Below are 16337 nucleotides of genomic sequence, written 5' to 3' on the forward strand. Positions count from 1 at the left end.
ACTAGAGATGTGGACACCTCTACGATCGTCATCCTGGATTTTGGATCGCAATATACCCAGCTGATCGCGCGCCGCATTCGCGAGTTCAACGTCTTTTCGGTGGTCTTGCCCTGTACCGTGTCTCTGGATGAGATTCGTGCGCTGAATCCGAAGGGGCTGATTCTTTCCGGCGGCCCCTGCTCCGTCTACGATGCAGACGCTCCTGCGGCCGATCCGGCCATCCTCTCCATGGGCGCGCCGGTGCTGGGCATCTGCTACGGATTGCAGTTCATCACGCATCATCTCGGCGGCAAGGTGGAGTCCGCACCTGCGCGCGAGTACGGCCATGCCCAGGTGAATCTGGTTGCGGAGACGGCCCTGTTCCATGGATTGCCGCAGACGCTGGACGTCTGGATGTCGCATGGCGATGAGGCGAAGTCTCTGCCTGAGGGATTTCACCTGACGGCGAAGACCTCGAATGCCGTCGCCGGAATCGCGGATGAGTCGCGCAAGATCTGGGCGGTGCAGTTTCATCCCGAGGTCGCGCACACGCGGCAGGGTATGGAGTTGCTGAAGAACTTCTGTCTCAACATCTGCGGCGCTAAACAGGATTGGACTCCGGAGCACTTCATCCAGGCGACAGTGGAGAAGATTCGCGCACAGGTTGGCGAGGGGCATGCTATCTGCGGGTTGAGCGGAGGCGTGGATTCTTCGGTTGCAGCTGTACTGGTAGCGCGTGCCATTGGCGACCGGCTGACCTGCATCTTCGTGAACAACGGCGTGCTGCGCAAGGATGAGTTCAGCAAAGTGCAGAAGACGATGCGCGAGGGGCTGGGGCTGAACGTGATTGCAGTCGATGCGGGAGAGCGCTTCCTGACGAAGCTGGCAGGCGTGACCGATCCGGAGAAGAAGCGGAAGATCATCGGCAACGAGTTCATCGCGGTCTTCGACGATGAGGCGACGACGATCTTTGAGGCCGAGAAGAGCGCGGGCGAAGAGATTGCGTGGCTGGTGCAGGGAACGTTGTATCCGGATGTGATTGAGTCGTCGAGTGTGCATGGCCCGTCGCACACGATCAAGAGTCACCACAATGTAGGCGGCTTGCCCGAGAACATGAAGCTGAAGCTGATTGAGCCGCTGCGCGACCTGTTCAAGGATGAGGTTCGCCGCATCGGTCGTGATCTGGGGATGCCGGAGGAGATTCTGGAGCGCCAGCCGTTCCCGGGGCCAGGCCTGGCGGTTCGTATTCTTGGCGAGGTGACGGCGGATCGCGTTGCGCTGTTGCAAGAGGCCGACGAGATCGTCGTCACGGAGATTAAAGCGGCAGGACTTTATCGCAAGGTGTGGCAGAGCTTTGCGGTGTTGCTGCCGGTGAAGAGCGTAGGCGTGATGGGCGACCAGAGGACCTATGCCTACACCTGCGCGATCCGTGCAGTCGAGAGCGAAGACGGGATGACGGCGGACTGGGCTCCGTTGCCGTATGAGGTGCTGCGGACGATCTCAAGCCGCATTGTGAGCGAGGTGCGCGGGATCAACCGCGTGGTCTACGACATCACCTCGAAGCCGCCGGGCACGATCGAGTGGGAGTAGAAGGTTCCTAGCGGGGGACCGGTTTCAGGACGCTGGATTTGCGGACCGTTGTCTGGAGAACGATGCGGCTGTCGCGGGGAAATGCGACCTGGTGGCCGCTTGCGATCCAGCGTCGATAAAGGGAGAGGGCGGTGCCATAGGCTCCGATGCCGGCGGCGATGTTGCTCGAACCGCCTGCCCATCCAATGATGTTGCCGACCAGGCCGAAGCCGTTTGCTCCCACGAAGTTTCTTCCACCCTGAAAGTCCCGGTCTTCATCGAGCGGACGGGTGGCGAGAAAGGCGAGGATGAGCGGCACGACAAGCTTGTCCTGGGGTTTGGGCTTCACCTTTCCCTCGGAGTCCATCTGGAGATTGGCTGTAGAAGTGGAGTCGACTCCAGTGAGAGCGGTCTGCACGCTCTGCTGATGTCCGTCAGGCAGAATCAATTGATCGAAGTTGAAGCCAAGCGCTCCGGCGCGGGCGAAGGAGCGGGCCGGCTTTACCTTGGTTACGGCGCCGACTAGCGTTGCTCCCTGCGGCACGGCGATGGTGTGGTCAGGATTGTAGATCGGCTCGGATACCGTTGCCTTGACCGGCTGACCGACCTTTGCGGTTGCCGAGGTCAGGCCTTCGCCAAGATAAGCCTGAATGGTCCAGCTCTGCTCCGCTTCGTCGGACGCCTGTGAAGTGGTGTTGGGAGTTGGGAGCTGCAGGGCGAGTTGTGGCGGGATCGAGACCGGCTTCAGCGTCTCGATGGTCCATGCAGTGCCGCTTTCCACTCGTTCGGGATGGTAGGGAAGCTGGTGATAGAAGAGCTGGAGAAGGCGGTCGCCCTTGTGGGGAGCGGTGATCACGCTCACCTGATCGTGGAGGATCTGCATGCCTGCGTCGTATTGCTGGCGGAAGAATCCTCCCTTGCGTGGCGGAGGAGTGACGAGGCGATAGATGGGGGCGCCGTCCGTCGCCGTGCTGGCGGTCATGACAATCGATCTGCCATCGGGAAGCGTAATGCTGGTGAAATCGACCGCAGGGATATGGAAGGAAGTGAAGTCGCCGCTGAGGCGGGCATTGTTGCGTTCGGATTTGTTGGAGCGAAGCTTCGTAATGGCTCCGGTTACCACTGTCTTCTCCGGCAGAACGAGAGCGTTGTCGACATAGACGGGATAGATGAGATGGGCAGTAATCCGCTGACCGACACGCATGGGGAGATGGTTGTCGATGCTGACGGGCAGAGGCGTGCCGGCTGGTATCGTCACTGCCGGTGTCTGGCAAAGGGCGACGGGTGCTGAGAGCAGGGCTGCGAGAAGGAGAAGCTTACTGGAGTGTCTCAGGCGTCTTGGAGATGCTGGGGCCATCGAGCAGAGAGTAACGATGGAAAGTGAAGCCACACTGAAGGTCTTGGTCGCTTTGACCCACTGGCTGCTGTTTCCAGGTTATTAAAAAGCGGAACAAGATCTCTGTTTTCGTCACATTTCTGATGACCTCGGGTTGACTTCTGCGTCGATATCTGTAGACTCCAGACTAAGATCGCTTATGAATCGACAGAAACACATCTCGAACAAGTTGCTCTTCGGCGCCATTTTCGCCGGTTTGAACTTGTTGTGTTTTCTGGGCGCCCTGCATGGCCAAAAGGCCGTTCCCCATACGCGAATTAATTATTCGCATATTCCGGCGCATGGTTCGCGCCGGTCGGGTGCGCGTGCTGGACTGGTGGCATCGGTCGATGCCGTGGTCGAGCATGCAGTCGTGGTTCATCCTTCCGATAGTCAGGCCATCACGGCCTTGCAGGGTGGATCCTCCCTGGGTCATGGAGTCGCAGCGGCTCCAGTTGCGTTCACGCTGCCTGTTCCTGAAGAAAGCATAGAGCTGCTGGCACGGGAAAACGTACTGGCTCTCGGTAGCGCACCGCGCGCACCCGGACTGGGTCGCGCTCCTCCAACTGCATAAATCTCCCTCGCACAACTTCATCCGGCGCTGATCCTGTTTGTCGCTAAAGGATCTGCATGGCGGAAATCTCCTGTCTGGATGATCTCTTCGTCGCCGAGGTGTCTCTGTTTTCGCGATTCAAAGGCATAGCGCCTGTCGGCAGCTTTGTCTACGGAGAGGTGTATGCAGCAATTGATTGATGGTTACGCACGTTTTCGATCCAACGTATTTCCGCAGCAATCCGTACTTTTTGAGAAGCTGTCGAAGGGACAACAGCCTCAGGCGCTGTTTATCTGCTGCTCCGACTCTCGTGTCGTTCCCGAGATGGTGATGCAGTGCGATCCCGGGACGCTGTTTCCATGCCGCAGTGTCGGCAATCTGGTTCCTCCGCCCACGGAGACGGCGAGCGGGATCGCGGCGACGATCGAGTATGCCGTTCGCGTCCTCAAGATTCCCGATTTGATCGTATGCGGTCACTCCGATTGCGGAGCGATGAAGGGCATTCTTGAGAGCGAGAAGATCGAAGCTCTGCCTGCAGTTCGGTCTTACCTCCAGCATGCGGGACCCTCTTCAAAGTGGCTGACCCGGCTGCTGAAAGATGCAACATCGCTTTCGTTCGAGGAGAAGCTGAGGCTACTGACCGAGGCAAATGTGATCGTACAGTTGCAGAATCTACGGGCTCATCCGACGGTGGACGAGGCCTTGAAGAAGAAGACGGTCCAGATCCATGGCTGGGTCTATGACATCGGCACTGGCGGAATTCGGCAGTTCGATTCCGAGCAGGGCTGCTTCCGCTCGCTTCTGTCAGAAGAACAGGCCGCAGCCATCCCGCCTGGCCGCCAACAAAAGATCGCATAAGGAGATTTCATGCCAACTCAACTTCACCATGTCGCGAAAGAAACGGCAGCCGGGAGCGGGGCGCTCATGCGGGATCTTTCCGCGTCGCTTGTGGTCTTTCTGGTTGCTTTGCCGCTTTGCATGGGCATCGCGCTGGCTTCGGGGCTGCCTCCAGCGGCGGGCCTGGTTACGGGAATCGTCGGTGGTCTGGTAGTGGGATTTCTCGCCGGGCAGCCCTTGCAGGTCAGCGGCCCAGCCGCGGGCCTTGCGGTCATCGTCTTCGAGCTTGTTCGCGAGCATGGCATCGCTTCACTGGGGCCGCTGTTGATGATCGCTGGAGCAATTCAGCTGGTGGCTGGCCTGCTTAAAGCGGGTCGCTGGTTCCGGGCAATTTCCCCGGAGGTCATCCACGGGATGCTGGCCGGAATCGGTGTATTGATCGTCATCCAGCAGTTTCATGTGGTGCTCGATCGATCTCCGAAACACAGCGGACCGGCCAATATCGTCGGGATGTGGGACGCCATCTTCGGCGGCCTGTTCCCTCTGAACGGAAGCAAGGAGGAGGCCGCGGCGCTGGTCGGGCTGGTGACGTTGGCCGTCATGATTTTGTGGGAGAAGTTCCGCCCGACGAAGATGAAATTAGTTCCGGGTGCGCTGCTTGGAATTGGGGCGGCGACGGCGATAGCGCAGATCTTTCATCTCGGCGTAAACCGCATCAAGGTTCCTGAGAACCTGGTCCAGATGATTTCGATGCCGCACCTGAGCTCGCTTGAGGGAATGTCTCTTTCGTCGATCGCTGGAACAGCGCTTGCCGTGGCCTTTATCGCGAGCGCGGAGACGTTGCTCTCGGCGGCTGCGGTCGAGCAGATGCAGACGCGCTGGAAGACGAATTACGATCGCGAACTGACCGCGCAGGGTGTCGGCAACATGCTGTGCGGATTTCTTGGCGCGCTGCCTATGACCGGCGTGATCGTTCGCAGCTCGACCAATGTGCAGGCGGGCGCGGAGACGAGGCGTTCAGCGATCCTGCACGGGATGTGGCTGCTGATTTCGGTGCTTGCCCTTGCTTCGGTGCTGCGCATGATTCCTACCGCCAGCCTCGCGGCGGTGCTGATCTTTGTCGGCATCAAGCTGGTGAAACCGGCGGAGGTGAGGAAGCTGGCGCGCTTTGGAAAAGCTCCGGTGGTGATCTATTTCGCCTCGATGATCACGATCGTTGCAACCGATCTGCTGACCGGCGTGATGACTGGCGTGGCACTGTCGTTGCTTCGGCTGCTGTACACGGTTACGCACCTTGAGGCTCGCGTCGTTGAAGAGGGCGGCGATACGCATGTGCACTTCTCCGGAATAGGGACGTTTATCTCGATCCCGAAGATCACCCATGCGCTGGACAAGGTGAAGCCTGAAGGCGCTGTCCATGTTCACTGTGCTCATCTCCGCTATATCGATCATGCCTGCATTGAGGTGATCGAAAACTGGACGGAGCGTCTCGAACAAAACGGACAGGTTGTCTATGTCGACATGAACAGGCTCCATTTGCGGTATCGCGCGCGTGTGAGCGAGACCCTGAGCTAGAGATTGATTTTTCGCAGGAGCGGGGCTGCAATCCCGTCGGCCCCGCTCTTTTTTTTACAAGTTTTCGAGGTTGTACGAGAGCAGTAGCTTTACAGACGATGCAAATGTAGTCCAAGTAAAAATAAAAGAGCGGCGGACCCTTGATGGGTCCGCCGCTTTTATATTTCGTCTACTGCGAAAAGACTGTATTTGCTTTCGTTGGAGTTCTTCGCCGGTGCGAGCGAAATACAGGGGATTCCTCGGCTTCGCTCGGAATGACGGCAATTGCTATACGCGATGCTATCCGAGTTCTTCGAGGCTCTTGGCTCCGAACTTCAGGTACCAGGGGCTTGCGGCTTCGAGAGCCTTGTTGACGTTGTGGATGTTCTCGACTCCGGTGGTCTCGAGCCAGTCGCGGAAGGCCTTCGTGCCCTGCTTGGCGTAGATGGGAATGCCTTCCTTCCAGGTGGCGCGGCCGCAGAGCACGCCGTTGAACTTGGTTCCGGACTCCCCGGCCAGCTCGAGGGTTTCGATGAAGACGGGGTTGGAGACGCCTGCGGAGAGATAGATGAAGGGCTTGTGGCTCATGGTCTCGGCATCGCGGAAGTGCTGCAGGGCCTCGGCGCGGGTGTAGGCTTTTTCGCCCTTGAAGGCCTTGGTGCCTTCGACGAAGGACATCTCAACGGGAACTTCGACCTTGAGGACATCGATGTTGTAGCGGGCCTTGCCGAACTCGGCCATGGACCCGGAGACGACCTCGGGTTTCTTTTTCGCGTAGGCGAGGGACTTCTCGTCGCCGCCCTCGGTGTCGTAACCGACGAACTCGGCGAAGAAGGGGATATCTTCGGCTAGGCACTCGTCGCCGATGCGCTCGATCCAGGCATGTTTGAGGTCGTTGACGGCGGTCTTTTCAAAGGGCGAGTAGTAGAGCAGGATCTTGATGCAGTCGGCTCCAGCCTCCTTGAGGCGGCGTACGCTCCAGACGTCGAGGAGGTCAGGGAGGCGGCCGGGGGTGGCGGCGTCGTAGCCGGTCTTCTCGTAGGCGAGCAGGAGGCCGGCGTTGTTGCGCTCCTTGGAGGCGGGAAGGCCGTACTCGGGGTCGAGGAGGATGGCGGAGGCGTGACGGGTGAGGACCTCAGTCACGTTGAGCTTGAACTCTTCGAGATCGTGCGCGTTGGCAGCGGCGCCACGCTCTTTGGCGAGGGATTTCTGAAGCGAGCCGCGCTGGTCCATGGCGGCGGCGGCGATGACGCCACGCGAGTCGGATACAGCTTTAAGTCCGGCGAGTTTCCCTGGGGTCAGCTTCGACATTGCTCTTATTCTCCTGAATTTAGATCTTAGAGGGCCATTTTACACAGCGAGGTTAAGATCTGGCTCAAGGCGCTCGTTAGACTCTTCCCCGTAAATCCATGGTTAGACTGACCGACTAAAAAACCGGACCCTGAGGTCCGGTTTTTTGATGAAGCATACTGTGAGTTTAGTACTTCGGCATCGAGGGGTCGATCTTGTCGGCCCATGCGAGGATGCCTCCGCTGAGGTTGAAGACGTTGGTGAAGCCCGCGGCCTTGAGGGCGAGCGCGGCCTTCTGGCTGCGGGCGCCCGAACGGCAGTGAACGATGACTTCGTCGTTCTTGTGCTCAGCGATCTCCGAGAGGCGCGACTCGATGGTGCCAACAGGAATCAGCGGAGCTCCGAGGTTCGCGATGGGATATTCGTGAGGCTCGCGCACGTCGAGGACGAAGATGTTTTCCTTCGCGTCCAGCTTCTTCTTGAGGGTTTCGACGGTGATCTGCGGGATGCCCTCGACAACAGGCGCATCGACGACGGCCTTATCGCGGGAGATCTCGAGCGGGCCGACGGAGGTGGGCTTCTCGATGCCGCAGAACTGGTCGTAGTCGATCAGCTCGGTGACGGTGGGATGCGTACCGCAGACCGGGCAGTCGGGATTCTTGCGCAGCTTGAGGGTGCGGAAGTTCATGCCGAGCGCATCGACGAGAAGCAGGCGGCCGATCAGCGGCTCTCCTAGCCCGAGGATGAGCTTGATCGTCTCCGTAGCCTGAATGACGCCGAGCAGGCCTGGAAGAATTCCGAGGACTCCACCTTCCGCGCAGGAGGGAACGAGGCCAGGCGGTGGCGGCTCGGGATAGAGGCAACGATAGCATGGGCCTTGCTCGGTGCCGAAGACGCTGGCCTGGCCTTCGAAGCGGAAGATGGAGGCGTAGGCGTTTGGCTTCTTGAGCAGGACGCAGGCATCGTTGACGAGGTAGCGAGTCTGGAAGTTGTCGGTTCCGTCGGCGATGACGTCGTAGTCCTTGAGAATTTCGAGCGCGTTGGCCGAGGTCAACATCGTGTTGTGCTTGATGACGTTGACGTTCTTGTTGAGGCCCTTGAGCATCTGCTCGGCGGAGTCCACCTTGAGCATGCCGACGGTGGATTGCGAGTGGATGATCTGGCGCTGCAGGTTGGACTCGTCGACCACGTCGAAGTCGATGAGGCCAATGGTGCCGACTCCGGCTGCGGCGAGATAGAGCGCGAGCGGAGCGCCGAGGCCCCCGGTTCCGACGCAGAGAACCTTCGCGGCCTTGAGCTTCTGCTGGCCCTCCATGCCGACCTCGGGAAGGATGAGGTGGCGGGAGTAGCGGGCGATCTCTTCGTTGGAGAGTTTAGGGAGCTGGACGGCTTCTTCGAGAGTGGCTGTTGGCATGGCTTTCCTTCGGTGTTGCCTTAATTCTAGATGCTTTCGCGGGTGGAAAGGGCTCAGAGCCCTGACCTGCCGGGAAGTCGTTGGTGCTGGAGGGATTGCCGCTACTGGCTTCCTGCAAAGAAATACAGGGATTCCTCGGCTTCGCTCGGAATGACGACTCTAATTTTTTGCGGGAAAGGAGAGGCTAGAGGAGGGGACAACAGCTACAACAAAGATCTTCGCGCGAGCTGCAGGCGCCGCCGGCGATGGAGGGGATGATGGTAAGTTCGTCGGTCGTGGCAACGGTGGTGGCTTCCTTGGAGGGAAGGTAGCGGAGGTCTTCGTCGTTGAGGTAGACGTTGACGAAGGAGCGGAGCTTGCCCTCGGTGGTGAAGAGCTGCTGCTTCAGCTCGGGAAACTGCGAGGTGAGCTCGGTGAAGACCTCTGCGACAGTGCCGCCGGGAACGGCGACCGTCTCAGCTCCGCCGGTGTACGTCCGGAGCGGCGTTGGGATGTGAATGTTCATGCCTGACCTTTCTGTTGGGAGATTTGTTCGGCCACGTCGATCTCTACGGCCTGATCTTCAAACTTCTTGTCTTCCTCGCCGGTTCCGGTGAGAAGGAAGGAATTGGTGATGGCGGCCTTGCCTTTTTCGACCGCGGTGATGATGTAGGAGCAGCCGATCCAGTGGGCCTCAGCGAAGTCCGTGGGGGACCACTGCGCGGGATGGTCGGGGTGGGAGTGGTAGAAGCCCACGATGTCGAGGCCGAGGCCTCGGGCCTGGCGCTGGATTTTAACCAGCTCCTGCGGGGCGATGTTGTAGCGGTTGTGCGCGGAATCGGTGCGGGTGTTTCCGGCGCGCACGATCTGATGGACGTGATTGCCCTCGGAGGTGGATTTGCCGAGGAGCACGCCGCAGCATTCGTGCGGGTACGTCTCTTCGCCGTGAGCGCGGAGGACTTCGTAGTCGTTGTAGTGGATATGCAGCATGTGTCTTAGTCCTGTTCCTGCCAGAAGCGATCGCTCATGTATTTCTCTGCTGAGTCGGGCAGGATTGTGACGATGATGGCTTCGCGGCCTGCGCGGGCCTCCTGCTCGGCCACCTGAACTGCGGCCGCTACAGCTCCCGCAGCCGAGATGCCGACGAGCAAGCCGTGTTTGCGTCCCAAGGTGCGGGCGGTGCGGTAGGCGACCTCAGTGTCCATGTCGATGTTGGCATCGGCGAGGGCGGGATCGTAGATGCGGGGAACGATGGCTGTCGCCATATGCTTGAGGCCCTCGAGGCCGTTGAAGGCGGAGTCGGGCTGCATGGATACGCAGCGAATGGCGGGGTTCAGCTCCTTGAGGCGGCGCGTGGTCCCCATGAAGGTTCCCGAGGTTCCGAGGCCGGCGACGAAGTGGGTGAGCTGGCCTTCGGTCTGCTGCCAGATCTCGTTGGCGGTCGTGCGGTAATGGGAGCGCCAGTTCTCGTCGTTGGAGTACTGGTCAGCATAGAAGTAGCGCTCGGGCTCTGCGGCGGCGAGCTCGCGGGCCTTGCGGATGGCGCCGTCGGAGCCGTCGGCGGGGTTGGTCCAGACGATGTTGGCCCCGTAGGCGGCGAGATATTTCTTGCGCTCGGGGGAGACGTTGGACGGCATGCAGAGCGTGACCGGGAAGCCGAGTGCAGCACCGAGCATGGCATAGGCGATGCCGGTATTGCCGCTGGTGGCGTCGAGAAGTCCCTTTGTCTCTTCTGAGCCGCGCGCGCCACCGATGAGGCCGCGCTCGAGAGCGTCGGCGACGATGGCCGAAGCGGCCCGGTCCTTGACGGATCCACCGGGGTTGGCCCACTCGGCCTTGCCGAGGATCTGGATGCCTGAAGCTGCCTCACCGAGGTGCGCGGTAAGGCCATCGAGGCGGATCAGCGGCGTATTGCCGATGCGTTCGAGGATGGTCGAGCCAAACGGTTTAACGGTTGTGATCATGGTTTCCCAGTGCGTTGCGCAATCGCAGATTGAAGCATGTCCGCGGATATGCGACAGTTAACTTCGAGTCTAAATGATGGCACTTATGGCGAAAAAGTCCCCGCGGCGCAGCTTCAACGATGTTCTCTCCGTCCTTGGCAGTCAACGATTTGATGTAGCTCCGGCCCAGGATGGTGCAAAGCGTACCCCGAACGCATTTCAGGTGAGGAAGTACGGGTGCGCGGCGGAGATCGCGGCGGCGCCAGACGGAAGCCCGGAGATTCTTGCGCGGCCGGGAATCCTGCTGAACGGCGAGATCGCGCGTCTGCTGGATCGCGGCTACCAGAAGTTCTTCAAAACGAGCAAGCTGGAGGTTCCTGCTACGGCGGATCATCTGCGCTCGCTGCACGAGTTCAGCGAAGAGCTGAAAAAGGCGATGGGGGCGACGAGTCTCTATAACGAGTCTCTGGGGACGACCAGCGACGTGTACCAGTACGACCGGGTGAAGGGTCGGAAGTAGCAGGCTATCTTCGCCTCGACCTTTTGGTTTCCTGTGAGATATTCGGTGTCACAGGCGAAATACAGGGATTCCCCGGCTTCGCTCGGAATGACGAGCTTACGGATCAGCGCAGACGGTTCTGTTCACGTTGCAGCTCACGGTAGGCTTCGCTTTTGCCGATGCCTCGTTCCCGGGCTACTCGCTTGAGTGCGTCTTTCTCTGACAAGGATTCGGATTGCATGAGCGCGGCGACTTCGGCGGCGATGCTGCGGGTTGCGGCTGAGGATTCGCCCTGCGAGGGAGAGAAGAGAAGCACCATCTCGCCGCGGATGGAGGGGCGCGCGGCCAACTGAGAGCGCAGGTCGCTTACGGCGCCGCGAAGGAATTCTTCGTGCAGCTTGGTGAGCTCGCGTCCGATGACGACAGGCTGCGTCACCCCGAAGGTGGCTTCGAGGTCGGCGAGGGTATCGAGAATGCGGTGTGGGGCTTCGTAGAAGATGTGCGTGGCGTGGTCCCGCGGGAGCTGTTCGAGAGCGGTGCGCCGTTGCCCCTCTTTGGCCGGAAGGAAGCCATGGAAGGTGAAGTGTTCGGTTGAGAGGCCGCCGGCGATCAAAGCGCTGATGGCCGCATTGGCTCCGGGGATGGGGTACACGGGGATTCCGGCGGCGATGGCGGCGGTGACGAGTTCATGGCCAGGGTCGGCGATGCCCGGGGTTCCGGCGTCCGAGACGACGGCGATGCGCGCGCCCTGTTTCAACTGCGCTACAAGTTCTTCGGCGCGGGGGCCTTCATTGTGGAGGTGGTAGCTGACCGTGGGGGTGGATATGCCGAAGTGGTTCAGGAGTTTCTGGGTCTGGCGGGTGTCCTCGCAGGCGATGCGGTCGGAGGAGCGAAGAACACGCAGGGCGCGGAGGGTGATGTCCTCGAGATTGCCGATGGGAGTGGCGACGAGGTAAAGGCCGGGGGCCAGGGGTGGGTTGTTACCGGAGGCCAGAGATTCGCGGTCGGAGGAGGACATCGCTAGTCGGTGGATTCCTGCTGACGCAGGCGGCGGCGGGCGTTGAGCAGGCCCATGGAGTGAGCGAGGTTCTGTGGCGTGATGATGCCGACGATGCGATTGCCTTCGAGGATGGGGACGAGTTGCGCACCCTGTCCTGCCATGATGCGGCGCAGCGTCTTTACGAGCGAGTCATCCGACTGGGCGATCTGGAAGGAGCGGGTCATCAGGCCCTGGACATAGCCGTTGCCCTCGGCCTGGAGAGCTTCGACGATACCCTGGCGAGAGATGGCGCCCACGAGATTGTTGCCGCGCACGACCGGGAAGACATCCTGCAGAGTATGGACGGATCGTTGCAGCGCCTCCTCCAGGGTGTCGGAGGCGGAGAGGGTGCTGTAGTCGGTCAGCATGACGTCGCGCATCACCAGAGGGTCGTTTTCGGAGTTCAATATGGTGTTTGAGTCATCCATGTGGGCGCCGATGAAGACGAAGCCGCCGATCATGAGGAGCCACATATTGGGCAGAACGCAGCCGGCGATGGCGAGCAGGATGCCGATGACCTGCCCGAGGCCGATCGCGGCGCGACTTCCTTTGAGCACGCCGTGGCTGCGTGAGAACTCGCCGCGGAAGATGCGGCCTCCGTCGAGCGGGGCGGCGGGAAGCAGGTTGATGGCGGCGAGCAAAAGATTGATCCAGACAACGGCTCGAAGCAGATGCGACGGGGTAAGCCAGGGGCGCTCCAGCAGATTGATCTCGGGAGCGACGGTGAGGACGACGGCGCCAAGAAAGAGGCCGAAGAAGAGATTGGCGAGTGGCCCGACGAGGCCAAGGCGCTTGCCGATTGATGGGGTCGCGGCCCGCTCGGTGGCCTCGTTGGTGGCGTACTGCTGCAGGCCCCCGGTGGGCAAAAGCAGAATGGTGCGGAGGCCGAGGTTGTACCAGGCGGCGGCGATGGCGCGGGCGATCTCGCGAACGATAACCGCGAGCAGCAGAACCATCCAGAGCGCAAAGCCGCGAGCCCCGGTGGACCCGGAGACGGACGAGTAGCTGATGGACAGGCCGAGCAGCAGAAGGAAGAAGGTGTGGATACGTATCTCCACTCCAAGAAGCCTGCCGATCGAGAAGGACCACGCGCGCATGCTTATCATTGTATGCGCTGGCTTTGTGCAGGAGTGAGATGCGCGTTATTGCAGGAAAATTTCGGTCGCGGCCGTTGGCTGCTCCCAAAGGAATGAAGACACGGCCCACCAGTGACCGGCTGAGGGAGACGCTGTTCAACGTGATCGCTCTACGGATCGCTGGAGCGCGGTTTGTGGACCTGTACGCGGGTTCGGGGGCGGTGGGGATCGAGGCGATCAGCCGCAATGCGGAGTTCGTCTGGTTCGCCGAGCGAGTGCCGGCCGCGGTGAAGGCGATCCGAGAGAATCTTGCCGCATTGAAGATTGCGGACGGCTATGTGCTTGAAGGACGAGGAGCGGCGGTCCTGCTTGAAGACCTTGTGCGCCGGGATGAAAAGGTGGATCTGGTGTTTCTTGATCCGCCGTATGAGGCAGAGGAGGAGTACTCGCGCACGCTGGAGTTCCTTGGGAGGCGAGGATCTGGCGTGCTGGCCGAGGATGCTCGTGTGATCGCGGAGCATCGGAGCAAGCTGGACCTGGCTGAGCAGTACGGTTCGCTGGAGCGAGTGCGGGTGCTGAAGCAGGGAGATGCGGCGTTGAGCTTTTTTGCGGTGAAGCCGGAGAGATGACGCTGGTAACCACAGTAAATTTCTGGACTTCTGAGAGAATGAACGAAAACACACGACCCTTATCTGGAGGCTGTAAAACCGAAAATGGCGATGATCGAGTTTGTCCGCAACTACTCTGACCACTCCACCGACCGTGGCTATCAGTTCGAGTTTCATTGTGACCATTGCTATAGCGGCTACATGTCTTCCTTTGCTCCCTCGATGATTGGCGCCGCTGGCGGCCTTCTTGAGGCGGCAGGCAGCATCTTCGGGGGTCTCCTTGGCTCGGCAGGCAATACCGCTTATGACATTCAGCGAGCGATCGGCGGCCCTGCCCATGACCGTGCCCTGCAGACGGCTGTTACCGAGGTCAAACAGAAGTTCCGCCGTTGTCAGCGCTGCGGCAAGTGGGTCTGCGCCGAGATCTGCTGGAACGAGAGTGCCGCTCAGTGCACAGGTTGCACTCCAAAGTATGAGCAGGAGGTGATCTCCATGCGCACCCAGGCACAGATCAGCGCCACCCAGGAACAGCTCCGCGAGAAGGCTTTGGGGACCGACTATGTCTCTGAGATCGACATGAACCCCGATGCCCAGGTTCGGATCAGTCCCGGTTCTCAGGCTCCACCTCCACAGCTGCAAGCGCAAAGTCCATCGGGGGATGGCTGGCAAACCGTGCCTGTCCAGCCTTCGATTGCCGTGTCCTCCGTCGGGCAGACCACCCCGACTGCCAACATCTCCGCATCCTCGCACTGCACAGATTGCGGAGCTACGCTTACGGGGGGCAAGTTCTGCGCTGGTTGCGGAGCGGCTGTAGCTGCTCCCAAAACCTGCGCAGGGTGTGGACATGTCTCTCCGCCTTCTGCCCGATTCTGCGAAGACTGCGGGAAGAAGCTTTCCTAGGAGAAGGCTCCGCCCTCGTGTTTGCCGGTGGAGAGATCGACGGAGAAGGGGACTTCCTTGTCGGTGAGGAGGTTCCAGCCGGTTCCCTGAAGGGTGTCGCCTTCAACGCCGGTGATGCGTATTCCCTCCCAGCTCAGACGCGACGTTTGCCAGGCTTCTCCGTTGGCTCCCCAGGCAAAGAGAGTATGGAAGCCTGCAAAGACGAGAAGGTGATGCGAGGGGATGGGAAGGACCTCGACCACTGGCTTCTGGGGTATGTGGGTCGAGCGATCGGGTTGCAGCGTGTCAACGATATAGGCATAGCCTCCGGCGACAGAGCAGAGCTCGTCAGGGTTGGGGCAGGAGAACAGACCCGTGGGCACAGAGGGATCGGTGAAGCCCAGGGCGCAGGTTGCGAGAAAGGTGCCTCCTGCGGGGGGGTGGACCATGAGCAGAAACGCGCCGCGGGCCAGAGCATCTTCTTCACCGGCGATCTGTTGTGGATAGGTGAATTGGCGCGCCGGGGCGATCAGCGGAGGCGTCTTGAGGATCTCGGCGGTCCAGTTGTGCAGGAAGCTGCTTTCCATAGTTAAGTCAGTAGTTAATGGGTTGCGTCGAGAGCCTGGGCGAGGTCTTCGAGTAGGTCGTCGATGTCTTCGCAGCCGGCGCTGAGGCGGATGAATCCTTCGGCGATCTTGTCGCCTCCCCAGCGAGCGCGACGCTCGGCGGATGAGGTGACGCCGCCAAAGCTGGTCGCATCGGTGAGGAGCTTCGATTTCGCAAGAAAGGTCTCAGCCGCTGTCTTATCGCGCAAGATGAAGCTGAGGACAGGACCGAAGTAGCGCATCTGCTGTTTTGCGATGGCATGGCCGGGATGAGAGAGCAGGCCGGGGTAGAGAACCTGTTCCACTTCGGAGCGCCTAGAGAGGAACTCGGCGATGCGCTGGGCGTTCTGGCAGGAGCGTTCGAGACGCAGCGGAAGCGTGGCGATAGAGCGGAGCGCGAGCCAGGCCTCCATGGGCCCGAGGACGCCGCCGGTGAGCGTGCGCCACTGGTCGATCTTCTGGCGCAGTTCAAGGTCGCGAACGGCGACGTGGCCGACCAGGATGTCGCTGTGGCCGGTCATAGCCTTGGTGTCGGAGGCGACGGAGAGGTCGGCTCCAAGTGCGAGCGGAAGCTGGCCGAGCGGTGTAGGGGTGGTGTTGTCGACCGCTACAAGGGCTCCGACGCGATGGGCGGCCTCGGAGAGCGCGGCGATGTCGCAGACGTCCATAGTTGGGTTGCTGGGAGTCTCAATCCAGAGGAGTCTTGCGCCTTCGAGGTGTTCGGCCTGGGCGTTGTTCGCCGTTGATGCGAGACGGATTTGAACGCCCATCTGGGCGAAGTATTCCTGTGCTAAGACGCGGGCGGCGAAGTAGGCATTGGAAGGGAGCACGACGACATCGCCGGGGCGTAGGAAGGCTCCGAAGACGGCAGTACAGGCGGCCATGCCGGAGGCGAAGACGAGGGCGGAGGCGCGGTAGCCTTCGGCAGATTCCATCTGAGCAATAGCTTTTTCAAGATGGGTCCAAGTGGGATTGTGCGAGCGCGCGTAAGTGTAGGGAATCGAAGAAGGGTCTCCGGGCGCGTGATAGGGAGCCGCAAAGACGGGGCCGGGATGGAGAGGCTCACCGGCCGCGGCTCGAGTGAGAGTGGAGCGGATGATCTTGGTCGCTTCGCGCATGGATTGATTGTATTGGGATG

The 16337-nt window shown here is 60.5% G+C and carries 17 protein-coding genes; 7 read left to right on the forward strand and 10 right to left on the reverse strand.

Features of this window, described 5'->3' with window-relative positions; translation table 11 throughout:
* Nucleotides 1-9: 9 nt before the first annotated feature.
* On the forward strand, nucleotides 10-1569 hold the full coding sequence (gene guaA / locus AC5S26_RS16485; RefSeq protein ID WP_494186000.1) for a glutamine-hydrolyzing GMP synthase: 1560 nt from the start codon (nucleotides 10-12) through the stop codon (nucleotides 1567-1569).
* A 7-nt stretch (nucleotides 1570-1576) separates the two neighbouring features.
* Here the strand turns inward: guaA and AC5S26_RS16490 are convergent, their stop codons facing one another.
* Nucleotides 1577-2938 (reverse strand): TraB/TrbI/VirB10 family type IV secretion system protein, encoded by a 1362-nt coding sequence (locus AC5S26_RS16490; protein WP_494186001.1) that lies wholly within the window; start codon nucleotides 2936-2938, stop codon nucleotides 1577-1579.
* A 145-nt stretch (nucleotides 2939-3083) separates the two neighbouring features.
* Here AC5S26_RS16490 and AC5S26_RS16495 point away from each other — a divergent pair, with 145 nt between their 5' ends.
* The 3 genes from AC5S26_RS16495 (at nucleotide 3084) to AC5S26_RS16505 (ending at nucleotide 5888) form a co-directional block, all read left to right on the forward strand.
* Nucleotides 3084-3497, forward strand: a complete 414-nt coding sequence (locus tag AC5S26_RS16495; RefSeq protein ID WP_494186002.1) for a hypothetical protein — start codon at nucleotides 3084-3086, stop codon at nucleotides 3495-3497.
* 162 nt (nucleotides 3498-3659) lie between these two features.
* Entirely contained in the window at nucleotides 3660-4334 is a 675-nt protein-coding gene (locus AC5S26_RS16500) for a carbonic anhydrase (RefSeq protein ID WP_494186003.1), read from the forward strand.
* Nucleotides 4335-4343: 9 nt separating this feature from the next.
* Nucleotides 4344-5888, forward strand: coding sequence for a SulP family inorganic anion transporter (locus AC5S26_RS16505; protein ID WP_494186004.1), 1545 nt, complete (start codon nucleotides 4344-4346; stop codon nucleotides 5886-5888).
* Between the two features lie 279 nt (nucleotides 5889-6167).
* Here the strand turns inward: AC5S26_RS16505 and AC5S26_RS16510 are convergent, their stop codons facing one another.
* From AC5S26_RS16510 to AC5S26_RS16530, 5 genes are all read right to left on the reverse strand, one after another.
* On the reverse strand, nucleotides 6168-7178 hold the full coding sequence (locus tag AC5S26_RS16510; RefSeq protein WP_494186005.1) for a tagatose 1,6-diphosphate aldolase: 1011 nt from the start codon (nucleotides 7176-7178) through the stop codon (nucleotides 6168-6170).
* Between the two features lie 166 nt (nucleotides 7179-7344).
* The gene (gene moeB / locus AC5S26_RS16515) at nucleotides 7345-8571 is read right to left on the reverse strand and encodes a molybdopterin-synthase adenylyltransferase MoeB (RefSeq protein WP_494186006.1); all 1227 of its coding nucleotides are present in this window, start codon (nucleotides 8569-8571) and stop codon (nucleotides 7345-7347) included.
* 184 nt (nucleotides 8572-8755) lie between these two features.
* Nucleotides 8756-9076: a MoaD/ThiS family protein gene (locus AC5S26_RS16520; protein WP_494186007.1), complete on the reverse strand. Its 321-nt coding sequence runs from the start codon at nucleotides 9074-9076 to the stop codon at nucleotides 8756-8758.
* Nucleotides 9073-9540, reverse strand: a complete 468-nt coding sequence (locus AC5S26_RS16525; RefSeq protein ID WP_494186008.1) for a M67 family metallopeptidase — start codon at nucleotides 9538-9540, stop codon at nucleotides 9073-9075. Before AC5S26_RS16525 ends, AC5S26_RS16520 begins: the two co-directional genes overlap by 4 nt.
* A 5-nt stretch (nucleotides 9541-9545) precedes the next feature.
* Nucleotides 9546-10514 (reverse strand): PLP-dependent cysteine synthase family protein, encoded by a 969-nt coding sequence (locus AC5S26_RS16530; RefSeq protein WP_494186009.1) that lies wholly within the window; start codon nucleotides 10512-10514, stop codon nucleotides 9546-9548.
* A gap of 85 nt (nucleotides 10515-10599) precedes the next feature.
* On the opposite strand from AC5S26_RS16530, the gene AC5S26_RS16535 reads away from it, so the two are divergent.
* On the forward strand, nucleotides 10600-11013 hold the full coding sequence (locus tag AC5S26_RS16535; RefSeq protein WP_494186010.1) for a hypothetical protein: 414 nt from the start codon (nucleotides 10600-10602) through the stop codon (nucleotides 11011-11013).
* A gap of 103 nt (nucleotides 11014-11116) precedes the next feature.
* On the opposite strand, the gene rsmI is transcribed toward AC5S26_RS16535, so the two are convergent.
* Both rsmI and AC5S26_RS16545 read right to left on the reverse strand, forming a co-directional pair.
* A complete protein-coding gene (rsmI, locus tag AC5S26_RS16540) occupies nucleotides 11117-12010 on the reverse strand; it encodes a 16S rRNA (cytidine(1402)-2'-O)-methyltransferase (RefSeq protein ID WP_494186011.1) in 894 nt (297 codons plus the stop codon).
* Between the two features lie 2 nt (nucleotides 12011-12012).
* Nucleotides 12013-13128: a CBS domain-containing protein gene (locus AC5S26_RS16545; RefSeq protein ID WP_494186012.1), complete on the reverse strand. Its 1116-nt coding sequence runs from the start codon at nucleotides 13126-13128 to the stop codon at nucleotides 12013-12015.
* Between the two features lie 38 nt (nucleotides 13129-13166).
* Between AC5S26_RS16545 and rsmD the strand changes: the two genes are divergently transcribed.
* Nucleotides 13167-13736, forward strand: a complete 570-nt coding sequence (gene rsmD / locus AC5S26_RS16550; RefSeq protein WP_494186013.1) for a 16S rRNA (guanine(966)-N(2))-methyltransferase RsmD — start codon at nucleotides 13167-13169, stop codon at nucleotides 13734-13736.
* An 84-nt stretch (nucleotides 13737-13820) separates the two neighbouring features.
* A complete protein-coding gene (locus tag AC5S26_RS16555) occupies nucleotides 13821-14615 on the forward strand; it encodes a double zinc ribbon domain-containing protein (protein WP_494186014.1) in 795 nt (264 codons plus the stop codon).
* Here AC5S26_RS16555 and AC5S26_RS16560 read toward each other — a convergent pair.
* Both AC5S26_RS16560 and AC5S26_RS16565 read right to left on the reverse strand, forming a co-directional pair.
* The gene (locus tag AC5S26_RS16560) at nucleotides 14612-15181 is read right to left on the reverse strand and encodes a hypothetical protein (protein WP_494186015.1); all 570 of its coding nucleotides are present in this window, start codon (nucleotides 15179-15181) and stop codon (nucleotides 14612-14614) included. The two genes, AC5S26_RS16555 and AC5S26_RS16560, sit on opposite strands and share 4 nt — an antisense overlap.
* 14 nt (nucleotides 15182-15195) lie before the next feature.
* On the reverse strand, nucleotides 15196-16317 hold the full coding sequence (locus tag AC5S26_RS16565) for a cystathionine gamma-lyase (RefSeq protein WP_494186016.1): 1122 nt from the start codon (nucleotides 16315-16317) through the stop codon (nucleotides 15196-15198).
* Nucleotides 16318-16337: the final 20 nt, after the last annotated feature.

It is taken from the genome of Edaphobacter sp. FHG110511_03 (genome assembly GCF_059115365.1).

Coding starts and splice junctions, on each gene's coding strand:
- AC5S26_RS16495 (WP_494186002.1), top strand. CDS start 3,084: ATGAATCGACAGAAACACATCTCGAACAAGTTGCTCTTCGGCGCCATT.
- AC5S26_RS16500 (WP_494186003.1), top strand. CDS start 3,660: ATGCAGCAATTGATTGATGGTTACGCACGTTTTCGATCCAACGTATTT.
- AC5S26_RS16505 (WP_494186004.1), top strand. CDS start 4,344: ATGCCAACTCAACTTCACCATGTCGCGAAAGAAACGGCAGCCGGGAGC.
- AC5S26_RS16510 (WP_494186005.1), bottom strand. CDS start 7,178: ATGTCGAAGCTGACCCCAGGGAAACTCGCCGGACTTAAAGCTGTATCC.
- moeB (WP_494186006.1), bottom strand. CDS start 8,571: ATGCCAACAGCCACTCTCGAAGAAGCCGTCCAGCTCCCTAAACTCTCC.
- AC5S26_RS16520 (WP_494186007.1), bottom strand. CDS start 9,076: ATGAACATTCACATCCCAACGCCGCTCCGGACGTACACCGGCGGAGCT.
- AC5S26_RS16525 (WP_494186008.1), bottom strand. CDS start 9,540: ATGCTGCATATCCACTACAACGACTACGAAGTCCTCCGCGCTCACGGC.
- AC5S26_RS16530 (WP_494186009.1), bottom strand. CDS start 10,514: ATGATCACAACCGTTAAACCGTTTGGCTCGACCATCCTCGAACGCATC.
- AC5S26_RS16535 (WP_494186010.1), top strand. CDS start 10,600: ATGGCGAAAAAGTCCCCGCGGCGCAGCTTCAACGATGTTCTCTCCGTC.
- rsmI (WP_494186011.1), bottom strand. CDS start 12,010: ATGTCCTCCTCCGACCGCGAATCTCTGGCCTCCGGTAACAACCCACCC.
- AC5S26_RS16545 (WP_494186012.1), bottom strand. CDS start 13,128: ATGCGCGCGTGGTCCTTCTCGATCGGCAGGCTTCTTGGAGTGGAGATA.
- rsmD (WP_494186013.1), top strand. CDS start 13,167: ATGCGCGTTATTGCAGGAAAATTTCGGTCGCGGCCGTTGGCTGCTCCC.
- AC5S26_RS16555 (WP_494186014.1), top strand. CDS start 13,821: ATGGCGATGATCGAGTTTGTCCGCAACTACTCTGACCACTCCACCGAC.
- AC5S26_RS16560 (WP_494186015.1), bottom strand. CDS start 15,181: ATGGAAAGCAGCTTCCTGCACAACTGGACCGCCGAGATCCTCAAGACG.
- AC5S26_RS16565 (WP_494186016.1), bottom strand. CDS start 16,317: ATGCGCGAAGCGACCAAGATCATCCGCTCCACTCTCACTCGAGCCGCG.